The sequence below is a fragment of the Kosakonia arachidis genome (assembly GCF_900116535.1).
GTDB classification, from domain to species: domain Bacteria; phylum Pseudomonadota; class Gammaproteobacteria; order Enterobacterales; family Enterobacteriaceae; genus Kosakonia; species Kosakonia arachidis.
Map to the genome: position 1 here is coordinate 132,154 of NZ_FPAU01000005.1, position 16,440 is coordinate 148,593.

Annotated in this window: 17 protein-coding genes; 7 read left to right on the plus strand and 10 right to left on the minus strand. The window is 54.2% G+C overall.

The window, feature by feature from the left end:
- Positions 1–2 precede the first annotated feature (2 nt).
- Positions 3–935 carry an ADP-glyceromanno-heptose 6-epimerase gene (rfaD, locus tag BM427_RS18735; RefSeq protein WP_090124079.1) on the minus strand — a complete coding sequence of 311 codons (933 nt, stop codon included), beginning with the start codon at positions 933–935 and terminating at the stop codon, positions 3–5.
- A gap of 216 nt (positions 936–1,151) precedes the next feature.
- Between rfaD and kbl the strand changes: the two genes are divergently transcribed.
- Both kbl and tdh read left to right on the plus strand, forming a co-directional pair.
- Positions 1,152–2,348, plus strand: a complete 1,197-nt coding sequence (gene kbl / locus BM427_RS18740; RefSeq protein WP_090124082.1) for a glycine C-acetyltransferase — start codon at positions 1,152–1,154, stop codon at positions 2,346–2,348.
- A 9-nt stretch (positions 2,349–2,357) separates the two neighbouring features.
- Positions 2,358–3,383, plus strand: a complete 1,026-nt coding sequence (gene tdh, locus BM427_RS18745; protein WP_090124085.1) for an L-threonine 3-dehydrogenase — start codon at positions 2,358–2,360, stop codon at positions 3,381–3,383.
- Positions 3,384–3,718: 335 nt separating this feature from the next.
- On the opposite strand, the gene BM427_RS18750 is transcribed toward tdh, so the two are convergent.
- From BM427_RS18750 to gpmM, 3 genes are read right to left on the minus strand one after another with little or no spacing between them, the layout of a single operon-like run.
- The gene (locus BM427_RS18750) at positions 3,719–4,657 is read right to left on the minus strand and encodes a divergent polysaccharide deacetylase family protein (protein WP_090124088.1); all 939 of its coding nucleotides are present in this window, start codon (positions 4,655–4,657) and stop codon (positions 3,719–3,721) included.
- A gap of 3 nt (positions 4,658–4,660) precedes the next feature.
- Positions 4,661–5,926 carry a murein hydrolase activator EnvC gene (envC, locus tag BM427_RS18755; protein ID WP_090124091.1) on the minus strand — a complete coding sequence of 422 codons (1,266 nt, stop codon included), beginning with the start codon at positions 5,924–5,926 and terminating at the stop codon, positions 4,661–4,663.
- 9 nt (positions 5,927–5,935) lie between these two features.
- Entirely contained in the window at positions 5,936–7,480 is a 1,545-nt protein-coding gene (gene gpmM, locus BM427_RS18760) for a 2,3-bisphosphoglycerate-independent phosphoglycerate mutase (RefSeq protein WP_090124406.1), read from the minus strand.
- 249 nt (positions 7,481–7,729) lie between these two features.
- On the opposite strand from gpmM, the gene BM427_RS18765 reads away from it, so the two are divergent.
- The 5 genes from BM427_RS18765 to cysE all read left to right on the plus strand — a co-directional run bounded on the left by BM427_RS18765 (position 7,730) and on the right by cysE (position 10,945).
- Positions 7,730–8,161, plus strand: a complete 432-nt coding sequence (locus tag BM427_RS18765; RefSeq protein WP_090124094.1) for a rhodanese-like domain-containing protein — start codon at positions 7,730–7,732, stop codon at positions 8,159–8,161.
- A gap of 48 nt (positions 8,162–8,209) precedes the next feature.
- Complete coding sequence (grxC, locus tag BM427_RS18770) at positions 8,210–8,461, plus strand: glutaredoxin 3 (RefSeq protein WP_007369517.1); 252 nt, start codon at positions 8,210–8,212, stop codon at positions 8,459–8,461.
- Between the two features lie 38 nt (positions 8,462–8,499).
- Positions 8,500–8,967, plus strand: a complete 468-nt coding sequence (gene secB / locus BM427_RS18775) for a protein-export chaperone SecB (protein WP_007369518.1) — start codon at positions 8,500–8,502, stop codon at positions 8,965–8,967.
- Positions 8,967–9,986, plus strand: coding sequence for an NAD(P)H-dependent glycerol-3-phosphate dehydrogenase (gene gpsA, locus BM427_RS18780; RefSeq protein ID WP_007369519.1), 1,020 nt, complete (start codon positions 8,967–8,969; stop codon positions 9,984–9,986). Before secB ends, gpsA begins: the two co-directional genes overlap by 1 nt.
- Before the next feature lie 137 nt (positions 9,987–10,123).
- Positions 10,124–10,945 carry a serine O-acetyltransferase gene (gene cysE, locus BM427_RS18785; protein WP_090124097.1) on the plus strand — a complete coding sequence of 274 codons (822 nt, stop codon included), beginning with the start codon at positions 10,124–10,126 and terminating at the stop codon, positions 10,943–10,945.
- 133 nt (positions 10,946–11,078) lie between these two features.
- On the opposite strand, the gene trmL is transcribed toward cysE, so the two are convergent.
- From trmL to mtlR, 6 genes are all read right to left on the minus strand, one after another.
- On the minus strand, positions 11,079–11,552 hold the full coding sequence (gene trmL / locus BM427_RS18790; RefSeq protein ID WP_090124101.1) for a tRNA (uridine(34)/cytosine(34)/5-carboxymethylaminomethyluridine(34)-2'-O)-methyltransferase TrmL: 474 nt from the start codon (positions 11,550–11,552) through the stop codon (positions 11,079–11,081).
- Positions 11,553–11,588: 36 nt separating this feature from the next.
- Entirely contained in the window at positions 11,589–12,776 is a 1,188-nt protein-coding gene (lldD, locus tag BM427_RS18795; protein ID WP_090124104.1) for an FMN-dependent L-lactate dehydrogenase LldD, read from the minus strand.
- Positions 12,773–13,549, minus strand: a complete 777-nt coding sequence (gene lldR, locus BM427_RS18800) for a transcriptional regulator LldR (protein ID WP_090124108.1) — start codon at positions 13,547–13,549, stop codon at positions 12,773–12,775. The genes lldD and lldR overlap by 4 nt, the downstream gene beginning before the upstream one ends.
- Positions 13,546–15,201 carry an L-lactate permease gene (gene lldP / locus BM427_RS18805; RefSeq protein WP_090124111.1) on the minus strand — a complete coding sequence of 552 codons (1,656 nt, stop codon included), beginning with the start codon at positions 15,199–15,201 and terminating at the stop codon, positions 13,546–13,548. The genes lldR and lldP overlap by 4 nt, the downstream gene beginning before the upstream one ends.
- A gap of 264 nt (positions 15,202–15,465) precedes the next feature.
- Entirely contained in the window at positions 15,466–15,828 is a 363-nt protein-coding gene (locus tag BM427_RS18810; RefSeq protein ID WP_090124114.1) for a YibL family ribosome-associated protein, read from the minus strand.
- A 53-nt stretch (positions 15,829–15,881) separates the two neighbouring features.
- Positions 15,882–16,418 (minus strand): mannitol operon repressor MtlR, encoded by a 537-nt coding sequence (gene mtlR, locus BM427_RS18815; RefSeq protein WP_090124118.1) that lies wholly within the window; start codon positions 16,416–16,418, stop codon positions 15,882–15,884.
- Positions 16,419–16,440 lie beyond the last annotated feature (22 nt).

Sequence of the window (16,440 nt, forward strand, 5' to 3'; positions counted from 1 at the left end):
ACTTACGCGTCGCGGTTCAGCCAGGCCATATACTCGGTGACGCCTTCGGCAACAGTTTTAAATGGCTTGTCATAGCCCGCTTTGCGCAGGTTGGTGAGATCCGCCTGGGTAAACGCCTGGTAGCGACCTTTCAGTTTTTCCGGGAACGGAACGTACTCAATGGTGCCTTTCTTGTGGAAAGCCAGTGTCGCATCGGCAACTGCCTGGAAAGATTCTGCGCGGCCAGTACCGAGGTTATAAATACCGGATACACCGTTTTCCCAGAACCATAAATTCACGGCGGCCACATCGCCTACGTAGACGAAGTCGCGCTTAAAGTTATCGCTACCTTCGAACAGTTTCGGGTTTTCACCGTTGTTCAGTTGGGTATTGAGGTGGAAAGCCACGCTCGCCATGCTGCCTTTGTGACCCTCACGCGGCCCATAAACGTTGAAATAGCGGAAACCAACAACCGGTGAATCCACTTCCGGCAGAATGCTGCGCACATATTCGTCAAACAGCATTTTTGAGTAGCCGTAAACGTTCAGCGGTTTTTCATACTCGCGGGATTCAATAAAGTCGGAGGTACGGCCGCCGTATGTGGCTGCGGAAGAGGCATACAGGAAGGGAATCTCACGTTCCAGACAGTAGTGCAGCAGCTCTTTAGAGTACTGATAATTGTTATCCATCATGTATTTGCCGTCCCACTCTGTCGTGGAGGAGCAAGCACCTTCGTGGAATACTGCGTCAATGTCACCGAATTCTTCCCCGGCCATAATCTGGATCAGGAAGTCTTCTTTATCCATGTAGTCGGCGATGTGCAGGTCAACCAGATTGACGAACTTGGTGCCGTCTTTCAGGTTATCCACCACCAGAATATCAGTGATGCCTTTATCATTCAGGGCTTTAACAATGTTACTGCCGATAAAACCCGCGCCGCCGGTAACGATGATCATAACTGTACCTTTGAAAAGTGGAGCGTTGAGACAATCTCAAACACTAATAGTTCTTATCATACCATCACATTGCCGCCCCTTCAGCCATTCCCCCAGGGAAGGACTTAGTGATGCGTGATTTATGCTACAAATTACATAATGGATGATGCGTCATCTCGTATCACCGCATAGCTTTCGGTAAGATGTTCCGAAATTTGCCCAGTCTGGAGAATTGCGATGCGTGGGGATTTTTATCGGCAGTTAACGAATGACCTGGAAACCGCGCGGGCGGAAGGGTTGTTTAAAGAAGAACGCATTATCACGTCGGCTCAACAGGCGGATATCAATGTGGCAAATGGTGGCCACGTCATTAACTTCTGCGCCAATAACTATCTCGGTCTGGCCAACCATCCTGAATTGATTGCCGCCGCGAAAGCAGGCATGGACAGCCATGGTTTCGGTATGGCGTCGGTACGATTTATCTGCGGTACTCAGGACAGCCACAAAGTGCTGGAGCAGAAGCTGGCCGAGTTTCTCGGCATGGAAGATTCCATTCTTTACTCCTCCTGCTTCGACGCCAACGGCGGGCTGTTTGAAACGCTGCTCGGCGCGGAAGATGCCATCATTTCCGATGCGTTGAACCACGCATCGATCATCGACGGTGTGCGATTGTGCAAAGCGAAGCGCTATCGCTATGCCAATAACGATATGCAGGAGCTGGAAGCACGTCTGAAAGAGGCACGTGAAGCGGGTGCCCGTCATGTGCTGATTGCCACTGATGGCGTGTTCTCGATGGACGGCGTGATCGCGAATCTGAAAGGCGTTTGCGATCTGGCAGATAAATATGACGCGCTGGTGATGGTAGACGACTCTCACGCGGTTGGTTTTGTTGGTGCGAACGGTCGTGGCACGCACGAGTACTGCAATGTTATGGGGCGCGTGGACATCATCACTGGTACGCTTGGCAAAGCGCTGGGCGGCGCATCAGGCGGTTACACCGCTGCACGCAAAGAGGTGGTGGAGTGGCTGCGTCAGCGTTCCCGCCCTTATTTGTTCTCCAACTCTCTGGCACCGGCGATTGTTGCCGCCTCCATTAAAGTGCTGGAGATGCTGGCATCTGGAGCAGAGTTGCGTGACCGTCTGTGGTCCAACGCTCGCTTGTTCCGCGAAAAAATGACCGCCGCAGGTTTTACGCTGGCGGGTGCAGATCACGCCATTATCCCGGTGATGCTGGGCGATGCCGTAGTGGCGCAAAACTTTGCCCGCGAACTGCAAAAGCAGGGCATTTACGTCACCGGTTTCTTCTACCCGGTGGTGCCAAAAGGCCAGGCGCGTATCCGCACGCAGATGTCTGCGGCACACAGCCCTGAGCAAATTGAACGTGCGGTGGCAGCGTTTATCCGTATTGGTAAACAACTGGGTGTGATTGCCTGAGGGCCTGACATGAAAGCGTTATCCAAACTGAAAGCGGAAGAAGGCCTCTGGATGACCGACGTACCGGAACCGGAAGTCGGGCATAACGATCTGCTGATTAAAATTCGTAAAACCGCGATTTGCGGAACCGACGTGCATATTTACAACTGGGATGACTGGTCGAAAAAAACCATTCCCGTGCCGATGGTGGTTGGCCACGAATATGTCGGCGAAGTGGTAGGGATCGGTCAGGAAGTGAAAGGATTCAAGGTTGGCGATCGCGTCTCCGGCGAAGGCCATATTACCTGCGGCCACTGCCGAAACTGCCGTGCCGGGCGTACGCACCTGTGCCGTAACACCATTGGCGTCGGCGTAAACCGTCCTGGCTGTTTTGCCGAGTATCTGGTGATACCGGCGTTTAACGCCTTTAAAATTCCGGACAACATCTCTGATGATTTGGCCTCTATTTTTGATCCGTTTGGCAACGCCGTGCATACCGCGCTCTCTTTCGATCTGGTGGGGGAAGATGTGCTGGTCTCTGGTGCCGGTCCGATTGGCATCATGGCGGCGGCCGTGGCGAAGCATGTCGGCGCCCGTCATGTTGTGATCACCGATGTAAACGAGTATCGCCTGGAACTGGCCCGCAAAATGGGCGTTACCCGTGCCGTGAACGTAGCTAAAGAGAGTCTGGATGGTGTGATGGCGGAACTGGGCATGACTGAAGGGTTCGATGTGGGTCTCGAGATGTCTGGAGCGCCACCCGCATTCCGTACAATGCTCGATACCATGAACCACGGCGGGCGCATTGCAATGCTTGGTATTCCGCCTTCGGATATGTCGATCGACTGGAACAAAGTTATCTTCAAGGGCCTGTTTATCAAGGGGGTTTACGGCCGTGAAATGTTTGAAACCTGGTACAAAATGGCGGCGTTGATTCAGTCTGGTCTGGATCTCTCGCCGATTATCACTCACCGTTTTGGCGTTGACGATTTCCAGCAGGGCTTCAATGCCATGCGCTCAGGCCAATCCGGCAAGGTGATTCTGAGCTGGGAATAAAAATAAGGGGCCGCAGCCCTGACGGTTCCCCATAAATAAACACAGGCATAGAAGGTTGTGATCTTAGTGTTCCACCAACAAGTAAGGTCACTCCTCTATGCCCGCTTCACACGTTTGCCAAAATTTTTTAGCCAGTCCCTGAACTCACTTCATCAGTACCGCAAAACGCTTTGCTCGATATGACAGTTACCCTGCTGCGCGGAGCTTCGCTCTCCCTTACCCGTATCAAGCAGGAGAATCTTATGTCGTTGCGGCATTTCTTAACCTTTTGGCTTGCACAAAGAGGTTCTTAAATCGAACAGGCTGGGTGATGAGTTTTAGTTAACTGGCGGAAATTATTCTTTCAGGCCCCAACCTTGCCACTGGTGTTGCATATAACGCACTAGCGAGCTATCCCGAATGCTTTCGCCCACTACACTAAAGAAACGGCTGGCATAAACCGGCTGCAGTTTTTGCTTCGTTTTACACTGCTTAACACCGCGGAATGGGTTACGTGGTGGCGGAGTGATGCTGCCAGGCGCTGTGGTGTTTGGTGTTGAAGTATCGATCTGCGGTTCATTCAACAGGCTGCTCGGGCGCACCAGCGTGATATCCGCAGGCAGGCTGGACAGCGCCTGTTGCAGAACGCGAACAGTGGTCGGATGCGGATGACCGATAGCAATAGCGGAACCGTTACGGCGAGCCAGCTCAACGGCGTGGTTAAACTGACGACGAATATCGCCTTCGTTTTGCGTATCGTCGAGAAACACTTTGCGCTTCAGCACCTTCACGCCGGTTCCCGTCGATGCGCGTAGCGCCTGGCTGTTGCCGATGGTCATACTGTCGAGAAAGTAGAGGTTATAGTGTTCCAGCGCTTGCATCACTTTCTGCATGCCGAAAAGGCTCGAAGTCATGGCGCTGCCCATGTGATTATTCAGCCCCACGGCGTAGGGCACTTTGCTGACGGCATCGCTGATAATACGTTCAATCTCCGCGCTGCTCATTTCGGGACGCAGAGTGTCTTTTTCCAGCGGTTGCTTGCTGAGCGGCGCCATCGGCAGGTGAATCAGCACTTCATGGCCGCTGTTGTGGGCTTTGGTCGCCATTTCCCGTGCATATGTGGCGTTGGGCAACACTGCAACGGAGACCGCCTGTGGCATCGCCAGCACTTGATTTTCAGTCTGGGGACGGTAACCAAAGTCGTCGATAACGATAGCCAGTTTTCCGGCGAGGACCGGCGCGGAGAAAACCAGCGCACCGGCGAGAGAAAGCACGAGATGACGAAACTGAAGCAAAACTTATCTTCCCAACCACGGCTGTGGATTGACCGCCTGACCCTGACGGCGAATTTCGAAATAGAGTGAAGGCCGGCCCTGACCGCCACTGCTGCCTACGAGGGCTATCGGTTGGCCTGCGTGCACCTGCGTGCCGACGCTGACCAGGGCGCTCTGGTTATAACCGTAGAGGCTCATATCGCCTTTACCGTGCTCAACCACGACCACCAGACCATAACCCTGGAGCCAGTCGGCCAGGATCACGCGTCCATCGGCGATCGCTTTGACTTCGCTGCCTTCAGACGCACCGATAACAATCCCTTTCCACCGTAGCTCACCCTGCAACTGTTCGCCATAATGATGCAGCAACGGACCGCGAACCGGCCAGATCGCCTGGCCCGATGGCGAGCCTAACCCGCCGGTACGGGACATCAGCGAGCGTTCACTTTCGGTTGGTTTGTAGGTAGTACCTTTGCTACTGGCTTCTTTCTGGCGATCACGCACGGCCTGCGCTTCACGTGCTTCGCGATCGGCGCGCGCTTTGGCTGCCGCTTCCGCACGGGCTAAGCGGTCACGTAGGCGGGATTCGTTGGCGCGCATCTCACTGAGCTGCTGTTGTCCCTCCTGGATGGAGGATTCAAGCCCGGAAAGGGTTTTCTGCCGCTCATTACGGGCTTGTTCAAGTTTGGCCTGCTGCGCTTTTTGCTCGTAAAGCAGGGTTTGTTGCTGGCTCTGCTTAGCTTCCAGTTCGGTTTTCTGCGTCGCCACTTCTTCACGCGTCTGCTTCAACTGGGCGATCGTTTCCTGGCGCGCCTGGTTGAGATAGCCGAAGTAAGCCTGTAAACGTTGGCTGCGCTGTCCCTCTTCACCACTTAAAATCAGTTGAATGCCCGTATGCGGCCCCTGACGGAATGCGGCATCAAGTTGCGCGGCAAGGTTGCGTTCCTGTGCGACGCGCTGGCGTTCCAGTTTGGCGATCGAGGCATTCATCTCATCGATTTGGCGGTTGAGTTGCGCAAGTGTGTTCCGGGTTTCCCGCAACTGGCGGGCGGCGGCGGAAATAACCTGTTCCTGCGCTTTAAGCTGGGCAAGAAGGCCGGAGCGTTGCTGTTGTTGCTGGCGTACCGCGCGCTCTTTCTCGGCGATATCGGCCTGAATGGATTTGAGCTGGTCGCGGTCATCTGCATGGGCGGAAACGGCGCACAGCAATGCGCCAGCGCTGAGTGCGCTGGCGCAAAGAAGGGGCCGAAACCTACCCCATGTAATTGAAAAAATCGCCTTTCCCCTCATGGGGAGCGATTATTCCACGATGAACAGCGGCTTACCAGTCATCTCTTGCGGGATTTCCATGCCCATCAGCGTCAGCATGGTCGGTGCGATATCGGAAAGTTTTCCGCCTGCAGCCGCCTTCACTGACTTATCGCCAACGTAGATCAGCGGCACCGGCAGGTTGGTGTGCGCGGTATGCGCCTGGCCGGTTGCCGGGTCGCGCATCTGTTCTGCGTTACCGTGATCGGCGGTGATCAGCAATTGACCGCCCACAGCTTCGACCGCTTTGGTCACTTCCGCCACACAGTGATCCAGTGCTTCAACCGCGGCAACGGCCGCATCAAACACGCCAGTATGACCAACCATATCGCCGTTCGGGTAGTTACAGATGATGGTGTCGTATTTGCCGCTGGCGATCGCCGCAACCAGTTTTTCGGTCAGCTCGGCCGAGCTCATTTCCGGCTGCAAATCGTAAGTCGCCACTTTTGGCGAGTTGATCAGAATACGGTCTTCGCCCGGGAACGGCTCTTCAACACCGCCGTTAAAGAAAAAGGTCACATGCGCATATTTTTCTGTTTCAGAGATGCGCAACTGCGTTTTGTTGTGCTTCGCCATCCACTCGCCAAGCGTGTTAGCGAGAGAGGCTGGTGGGTAAGCCACGGCGGTTTTGATGTCTGCGGCATATTCCGTCAGCATAACGAAATCCACATTAACTACTTTCTTACGTGCGAAGCCGTCGAAATCAGCATTGACGAAAGCGCGGGTAATTTCACGCGCGCGGTCAGCACGGAAGTTCATGAAAATCAGTGCATCGCCATCCTGCATAGCGGCATCAGCCTGGCCTGCAGCACGGATCACGGTCGCTTTGACAAATTCATCGTTTTCATCGCGGGCGTAAGCCGCTTGCAGGCCAGCCACAGCGCTGTCGACAGTAAACGCGCCTTTCGCTTGCGTCATCAGATCATACGCCTGTTCTACGCGATCCCAGCGATTGTCGCGATCCATGGCGTAGTAACGGCCAATGATCGACGCGACGCGGCCTTTGCCCAGCGCGGCGAATTTGTCTTCGAATTTTTTCAGTGAAGATTCAGCGCTGCGTGGCGGCGTATCGCGACCGTCGAGAAACGCATGCAGGTAAATTTTGTCAGCGCCGTGCTCTGCGGCCAGTTCAACCATCGCCATAATATGGTCTTCGTGGCTGTGCACGCCGCCTGCGGAAAGTAGGCCCATAATATGTACGGCTTTACCGGCTGCCACGGCTTTATCTACTGCGCCGCTCAACACCGGGTTGCTGAAGAAGGTTCGTTCTTTAATTTCAACGTCCAGACGGGTCAGATCCTGGTAAACAATGCGACCAGCGCCGAGGTTGACATGACCGACTTCGGAGTTGCCCATCTGGCGATCCGGCAGACCGACTTCCAGACCTGACGCATCAATCAGTGTGTGCGGTCGCTTTGCCCACAGCTGGTCCATTACCGGGGTTTTTGCGTTGAAAATAGCGTTATCCTGCTGGTCTTCGCGGTAGCCGTAGCCATCCAGAATCACCAGTACCATAGGTTTTTTAGAAACCGACATTGCGACACCCTCTTGCTCAGAAGACAAAAAAATTTTGCGTAATTTTACTACAGCTGAATCGATAAAATAGCCGCAGAAGATCAAAGAAAACGGCTGCCTGACCAGCTGATTTACGGGGGTTTCCTTCTTTTTTTCGTAACACTCCGCAGAAAATGCATTCCATCGTGCTCGCTGGCTGTATTTGCCACACTGCGCAGGTATACTCCTTTCCTGGTTTTTTAATCACTAAGTCGGGAGCTGTTACCCCAGATGCAAGAAATTATGCAATTTATTAGCCGCAACCCCATACTGTGTATCGCCTGGATTGCGTTATTCGGGGCTGTATTATTCACTACTTTCAAAGGCCTGGCGTCGAAAGTGAAAGTGATATCTCGCGGCGAAGCCACACGCCTGATCAACAAAGAAGAGGCTGTCGTTGTGGATTTGCGTCAGCGTGATGATTTCCGAAAGGGGCACATTGCAGGCTCAGTTAATTTGCTGCCAAACGAGATCAAAGCCAATAATGTAGGTGAGCTTGAGAAACACAAAAGCGCGCCAATTATTGTTGTTGACGGTACTGGCGTGCAGGCGCAGGTGCCGGCAAATGAACTGGTGAAAGCGGGCTTCGAGAAAGTCTTTGTGCTTAAAGACGGTATCTCAGGCTGGATCGGTGAGAATCTGCCACTGGTTCGTGGTAAATAATTGCTCCGGCGAGCTGCGGCTCGCAGGGGACATCAGGAGACTAAAGTTATGGCCAATATTGAGATCTACACGAAAGCAACCTGCCCGTTCTGCCACCGCGCAAAAGCGCTGCTGAGCAGTAAAGGCGTCGCTTTTGCTGAGCTGCCGATCGATGGCGACATGGTAAAACGTGAAGAGATGATTCAACGTAGTGGCCGTACAACGGTTCCGCAGATTTTTATTGATGCACAGCACATCGGCGGCTGTGACGATTTATATGCGCTGGATGCGCGTGGCGGGCTGGATCCGCTTTTACGTTAATGCTTAAAAGCACTACAACATTTAAGGGTTATTCACTCATGTCTGAACAAAACAACACCGAAATGACTTTCCAGATTCAGCGTATTTATACGAAAGATATCTCTTTCGAAGCGCCGAATGCGCCCCACGTCTTCCAGAAGGAGTGGCAGCCGGAGGTGAAACTGGATCTCGACACGGCCTCCACACAGTTGGCTGAAGGCGTTTATGAAGTCGTATTGCGCGTTACTGTAACGGCTTCTCTTGGTGAAGAAACCGGCTTCCTGTGTGAAGTGCAGCAGGGCGGCATCTTCTCTATCGACGGTATCGAAGGAACGCAGATGGCGCATTGCCTGGGTGCATACTGCCCGAACATTCTGTTCCCGTATGCTCGCGAATGCATCACCAGCCTGGTATCCCGCGGTACATTCCCGCAACTGAACCTTGCGCCGGTTAACTTTGATGCGCTGTTCATGAACTACCTGCAACAGCAGACTGGCGAAGGTGCTGAACAACATCAGGATGCCTGATGAACGCACTTAATGCTGCAATGACTGTGATCGGTGCCGGTTCTTACGGCACCGCTCTTGCCATCACGCTGGCAAGAAATGGCCACCAGGTTGTGCTGTGGGGTCATGACCCGAAACATATCGCAACCCTGCAACATGATCGTTGCAATGCCGCATTTCTTCCCGATGTGCCTTTTCCTGATTCGCTGCAATTAGAAAGCGACCTTGCGCGCGCGCTGGCCGCTAGCCGCAATATTCTGGTGGTCGTACCCAGCCATGTTTTTGGCGATGTGCTGTCGCAGATAAAGCCGCTGATGCGTGATGATGCACGTATTGTGTGGGCGACGAAAGGTCTGGAAGCGGAAACCGGACGACTGCTACAGGACGTGGCGCGTGAAGTTTTAGGTTCGGCGATCCCGCTGGCGGTGATCTCCGGTCCGACATTTGCCAAAGAACTGGCGGCAGGTTTGCCGACGGCTATTTCCCTGGCTTCTACCGATCCACAATTTTCTGAAGATCTTCAGCAGCTTCTCCACTGTGGCAAAAGCTTCCGTGTTTACAGCAACCCGGATTTCATCGGCGTGCAGCTTGGCGGCGCGGTGAAAAACGTGATTGCGATCGGCGCGGGAATGTCTGATGGCATTGGTTTTGGCGCGAATGCCCGTACGGCTCTGATCACTCGCGGTCTGACGGAAATGTCGCGTCTTGGTGCAGCGCTGGGGGCCGATCCGTCCACCTTTATGGGCATGGCGGGTTTAGGCGATCTGGTATTGACTTGTACCGACAACCAGTCGCGTAACCGCCGCTTCGGCATGATGCTTGGCCAGGGAATGGATGTGCAAAGCGCACAGGACAAAATTGGCCAGGTGGTGGAAGGTTATCGCAATACCAAAGAAGTTCGCGCGCTGGCGCATCGGTTTGGCGTTGAAATGCCAATAACCGAGGAAATTTATCAGGTATTGTATTGCGGAAAGAATGCACGCGAGGCAGCATTGACGCTATTGGGTCGTGCTCGCAAAGACGAACGCAGCAATCACTAAACACTTCTTCTTGTTGCCTCTTTGTTGGCTGAGCCTGTGTCCCCGGTTGCTTGTATAAGCGCCTGGGCGCACGGGCTTGCTGCTTCGACGCATCAATATTTTTGTTTATGGAAACGCAGATATTCCTGGAGTAAGCAATGCCGTGTGAAGAACTGGATCTGGTCTGGAAAAATATCAAAGCCGAAGCCCGGGCGTTGGCGGAGTGCGAGCCGATGCTGGCCAGTTTTTATCATGCAACGCTACTCAAGCACGAGAATCTGGGCAGCGCTCTGAGTTATATGCTGGCGAACAAACTGGCGTCGCCGATTATGCCGGCGATTGCCATCCGCGAAGTGGTGGAAGAAGCCTATGCTGCCGATCCGGAAATGATCGCCTCCGCTGCCTGCGATATTCAGGCCGTGCGTACGCGCGACCCGGCGGTGGATAAATATTCCACGCCGTTGCTCTATCTGAAAGGTTTTCACGCCTTACAGGCCTATCGGATTGGTCACTGGCTGTGGTCACAGGGCCGCCAGGCGCTGGCAATTTTCCTGCAAAATCAGGTGTCGGTGAGCTTCCAGGTGGATATCCACCCGGCGGCGAAAATCGGCCGCGGCATTATGCTCGATCATGCCACCGGTATTGTGGTTGGTGAAACCGCTGTCATTGAAGACGACGTTTCGATTCTCCAGTCAGTCACTCTCGGCGGTACCGGGAAAACCAGTGGCGATCGTCATCCGAAGATCCGCGAAGGGGTGATGATTGGTGCCGGAGCGAAAATCCTCGGGAATATTGAAGTCGGACGCGGCGCGAAAATCGGTGCCGGTTCGGTGGTGCTACAACCCGTACCGCCGCACACTACTGCGGCTGGTGTCCCGGCGCGCATCGTGGGCAAACCCGAAAGCGATAAACCGTCGATGGATATGGATCAGCATTTTAATGGCATCAAGCACGGGTTCGAGTATGGCGACGGCATCTAACTTTCTGGCTATTTTCCTCGGCAGTTTGAACCAGGGCAGTGCTCAATCTGCCATCGCCAATAATGCCAGAAAAACTGACGTGTTAGCACCAACCTCCAGTTCGGATAAGCTATCGCCGCTATCCGACAATACGTTAACTACGCAGCACCGCGCCGGGATAGCCCAACTGGCGCCAGGCTTCATACACCACCACGGATACCGCATTCGACAGGTTCATGCTGCGGCTGTCCGGCATCATCGGAATACGGATTCTTTGCTCTGGCGGTAGCGCATCAAGGATCGTAGCGGGTAGGCCGCGCGTTTCCGGGCCAAACATCAGATAATCCCCGTCCTGAAAACTGACCGCGCTGTGTGCAGGGGTGCCTTTAGTGGTGAGCGCAAACAGGCGCTGTGGCTGCTGGGCTTCGACAAACGCAGCATAATCTGCGTGGCGCTTCACGGCAGCGAACTCATGATAATCCAGCCCTGCGCGACGCAGGCGTTTATCGTCCCAGGTAAACCCCATAGGTTCGATAATGTGCAGGCTGAAACCGGTGTTGGCACACAGGCGAATAATGTTCCCGGTATTGGGCGGGATTTCTGGTTCAAATAATACGATGTTTAACATACTGCCCCCTTGATAGCGGGGGCAGGATAGCACTCTCTAAGCCGCATCGCCATGCGCCAGCGGCGCCAGCGCGGCAGGTAGTTGATGGAGCGTCTGCACCAGAGATTCTTTGCTGATTTCGCGAATCGATTTCGCACCGGTCAGCGTCATTGCCACTTTCATCTCTTTCTCGATCAGATCCAGCAAGTTCGTCACACCCTTACGGCCATGCGTTGCCAGTGCGTACAGATACGCACGGCCCAGCAGCACAGAATCAGCACCGAGCGCAATCATACGCACTACATCAAGACCGTTGCGAATGCCACTGTCAGCCAGAATGGTGATATCGCCTTTTACTGCATCGGCAATGGCCGGTAATGCACGGGCGGAAGAGAGCACACCATCTAACTGGCGGCCACCGTGGTTGGAAACCACAATACCATCAGCGCCGAAACGCACTGCATCGCGGGCATCTTCCGGATCGAGGATCCCTTTGATCACCATCGGACCGTCCCAGAATTCGCGGATCCACTCCAGGTCTTTCCAGGAAATAGAGGGATCAAAGTTTTTCGCAAGCCAGCCAATATAGTCTTCCAGCCCGGTCGGTTTGCCGAGATAGGCGGAAATATTACCCAAATCATGCGGGCGACCATTCACCCCCACATCCCACGCCCATTGTGGATGAAATACCGATTGCACATAGCGGCGTAGGGCGGCATTGGGACCGCTCATTCCAGAATGGGCATCGCGGTAGCGCGCGCCGGGCGTCGGCATATCTACGGTGAAGACCAGCGTCGAACAGCCTGCAGCTTTTGCCCGCTCCAGCGCGTTACGCATAAAGCCGCGATCGCGCAGCACATAAAGCTGGAACCACATCGGGCGTTTGATGGTTGGCGCCACTTCTTCAATCGGGCACACCGAAACGGTGGAGAGAGTAAATGGAATGCCTTTCGCATCGGCAGCGCCTGCGGCCTGCACTTCGCCACGACGGGCATACATACCGCACAGTCCGACCGGCCCCAGCGCCACCGGCATACTGAGTTTCTCATTGAACAGTGTGGTGTCGAGGCTGAGTGTGGACATATCCTTCAACACTCGCTGGCGTAGCGCCACCTGTGACAAATCCTCCACGTTGCGGCGCAGGGTATATTCGGCATATGCGCCACCGTCGATATAGTGAAACAGAAATGGCGGCAAAATGCGTTTTGCCGCTGCGCGATAGTCACTGGCTGCGGAAATAATCATGCTTTTTTCTCCCTTGAATGCGAATGCTGCTCGTCGGGCAGGCGGGTGATGCGCGCATGGCGGGCCCGATCTTCATCAAATTGTCGAATAGTGGTGTGTACAAAACCGAGGTGCGCCATCATCGCCTGACGCGCGCCATCAGCATCGCCCGCGAAAATAGCATCCATCACCGCGCGGTGCTGTTCGGTCAGACGGGCAAAAACGGGCGGCACGAGATACATGCGCTGGCGGCTCTGTTTTACTGAGGATTGCAGCAGATCGAAGAAGCCACGCATGGTTTGCAGCAGCACTACGTTATGCGAGGCTTCCGCAATGGCGAGATGGAAACGCACATCCGCCTGTGACGCGAGATCGGGATCATCTGACTGCGAGGCGTCAAAGCACAGGGCAATCTTCTCTTTATCCGCTTCGGTGGCACGCATGGCGGCATGCCAGGCAGTACTGGCTTCAATGGCGTGACGGGCTTCAAGGATATCAAAGCTGTAATCGGGATCGTCATTGAGCAGTGTTTTCAATGGCTGAACAATATTTTGTTCTGACCAGGTTTCGTGCTGCCAGCGAACAAACGTACCACCGCCGCGACGGCTCAGTAGCACGCCTTCGCTGACCAGCTTCGCAAGGGCTTCACGCAACGAATTGCGCGAAATCCCAAGCTGTGCGGCCAGCTGGCGTTCGGCGGGCAGTTTCATACCCGCTTCCAGTTGTTGTTCAGCAATCAGCGCCCGAACGCGGTCTGCAACCTCGTCTACCAGGCGTCGGGGTAAAACTGTCATGGGATCATCCAGGTCAATACATAAGCCTGAAGTGTGGTGATCACACCCACCATGCAGGTGAAAATCAGGCTGTGTTTAACGGTAAAGCGGAACAGGTCAGACTCTTTGCCAACCAGTCCTACCGCCGCACAGGCAATGGCAATCGACTGTGGTGATATCATTTTGCCGGTGACGCCGCCGGTGGTGTTAGCGGCCACCATCAGCACATCCGAGACGCCGATCTGCTGAGCAGCGGTCGCCTGCAGCGCGGCAAACAGCGCATTCGATGACGTGTCGGATCCGGTGAGAAATACCCCCAGCCAGCCGAGGAACGGCGAGAAGAAGGTGAAGGCGCTACCGGTATGTGCCAGCGCGAGCGCCAGCGTCGACGACAGCCCGGAATAGTTCGAGATAAATGCGAAGGCCAGCACCATACCGATCGAGTAAATCGGCAGTGCCAGATCTTTGAGCGTACTGACGAAGGTGCTAACCGCCTCTTTTGGCTTCATACGCAGCCAGACAATCGACAGGATCGCCGCGAACAAAATGGCGGTGCCGGTTGCGGAGAACCAGTCGAATTTATACACCGCAGCATACGGCGTGGCGGCACTCACAACTGGCGGCATGCGGGCAACAAGCTTGTCGAGATGTGGCACGGAAATATTGAAGACCCAGTCATACAGCGCACCGCCTGGTGCAAACAGTGCTTTGAACGGCGGCACGCTCCACAGCGTGACAGTTGCCGTCAGGAACAGGAACGGCGACCAGGCGCGCAGAACCTGCCCGGCACTGTAGTGCGTGCGTTTTAAATCGAGAGCGACCTGCGACGCGCCTATATCGCCAAAGCGGAAGATACGCACTGGCTGCCAGCGTTTCAGGAACAGCGTCAAACACACCAGTGAAACCAGCGATGAAATGATATCCGGCAGTTCCGGGCCGATAAAGTTGGAGCTCAGATATTGGGTAACAGCAAATGAACCACCTGCCACCAGCACTGCAGGCCAGGTCTCTTTCACGCCACGCCAGCCATCCATAATTGCCATGATCCAGAACAGCACGATAATGGTCAGGAATGGCAACTGGCGACCGACCATCTGGCCAATTTCAAAACTCTCCAGCCCGGTGACCTGGCCTGCGACCAGAATCGGAATACCCATCGCGCCAAATGCCACGGGCGCAGTATTTACAATCAGGCATAAGCCGGCAGCATACAGTGGATTAAAGCCCAGCCCAACCAGCAATGCGGCGGTGATGGCCACCGGTGCGCCGAACCCGGCCGCCCCTTCGAGAAACGCGCCAAACGAGAAGCCAACAATCAGCATTTGCAGGCGCTGGTCGTGCGTAATTGAGAGGATTGATGAGCGGATAATGTCGAACTGCCCGGTTTTCACCGAAATCTTGTAGACAAATACTGCTGCCACGATGATCCATGCAATGGGCCACAGGCCATAGAAGAAGCCGTAAGCTACTGAAGCAAGGGCGTGATCCACTGGCATCTTGTAAAACAGCAGCGCCACCGCAAGGGCGATGGCGACCGTCCAGCTCGCGGCCACGTAGCCTTTGAGCTTGAGTTTTATCAGAGCAAAAAAGAAAAACAGGATCGGTAGCGATGCGATCAAACTCGATAGCCAGAGGTTCCCGGCGGGGTCGTAATTCTGTTGCCAGAGGCTCATGCAGGTATCTCCAGAGAACCACAACAAAGCCGGTACGCGGTAAATCTGTGCTTAACTCTGCGTCACAAGTTTTGTAAAAGTGGTCCTGCCAATGTGATGGTGTAGGGTTGGTGATAACGAATGGTTATCCAGATGTTGCATTTGAGCAATGGCTATGTGACAGGATTTGATGGATCTGTGAAGCAGGGAGAAAGTCAAAGTGGAATTGGTAGGGCCAATTTAGGTCGCCCCTCCGCGCTCAGTACGCGACAAGGGCGATACCGTTTAGAATTCGTTTTTGGCAAAGCCAGTCATTACGTCGAGATCCATTTCGCGGCCCAATGCTGTCATGGGGTGCACAACCACCAGCCCACGAATGCTTTTTTTCAGCTTACCGAGATCGGCCTGCTCTTTTTTGCTGATGGCGCGTCTGAACGGCATTTTCAGAAGTTTTTGCGCTTCTTTGCTCAGTTTCTGACTGTGCTGCTCGCGCAGGCGGGCAATTTCCGTCTCCAGTGTGGCTTTCTCTTTTTCCAGTTCGGCGTATTTCTCTGCCGCATCGACTAAAGAGAGGTCAGCCTGCTGGTGGTGAATCGCATCGAGGCGGTCGCTCAGGCGCTTGATTTCGTTCTTTTCAACGTCTTTCATGGTGCTCAGTTTTGTTGGGGGAAAATGCAAGGATACAACATTTGCGGCGGCGCTTACTTATGGAATGCCTTTTTTAAGCTGATGCGGGAAATCAGCTCAGTCAATGAAAGCACCATGGTAGAGCGCACCACTTGCTGGTAGCGCTGTTTCTGCATGGCGAACAGATCGGCATCGCTGGTATCAAATTGCGGGGTTAGTGGCAGGGCTGCCACGCAATGCAGTTCGCCAAACGGACCGAGAATTTCATCGTCGGTAAAGGCATATTCCGTGCCGTCGTGATTCAGCTCTTCACGGAGTGCCATCAGGAGCTCCGCGTCTTCGTACTCCGCCCGGGAAATCACGCCCAGGCCGTAAATCAACTTCAGCCGCACAGATAAATTGCCCAGCGGTCCATCTCCGTCAAGCAGCGGCTCTACAGCATATTTCACCGCGTAGTCATCTTTGCGGAATACCTGCAATACCAGAATATTGATGGCTTCATTGAGCAGTTCAACGGCAGCAATCAAAAAGCTTCGTACGGTTTTGCCCGCATTCAGACGCTCGAGTACACGGTTTTCGAAAGCCTGCGTTTGTTCCATTATTGCCTGCATATCTGACAATTTCGTTAACTGG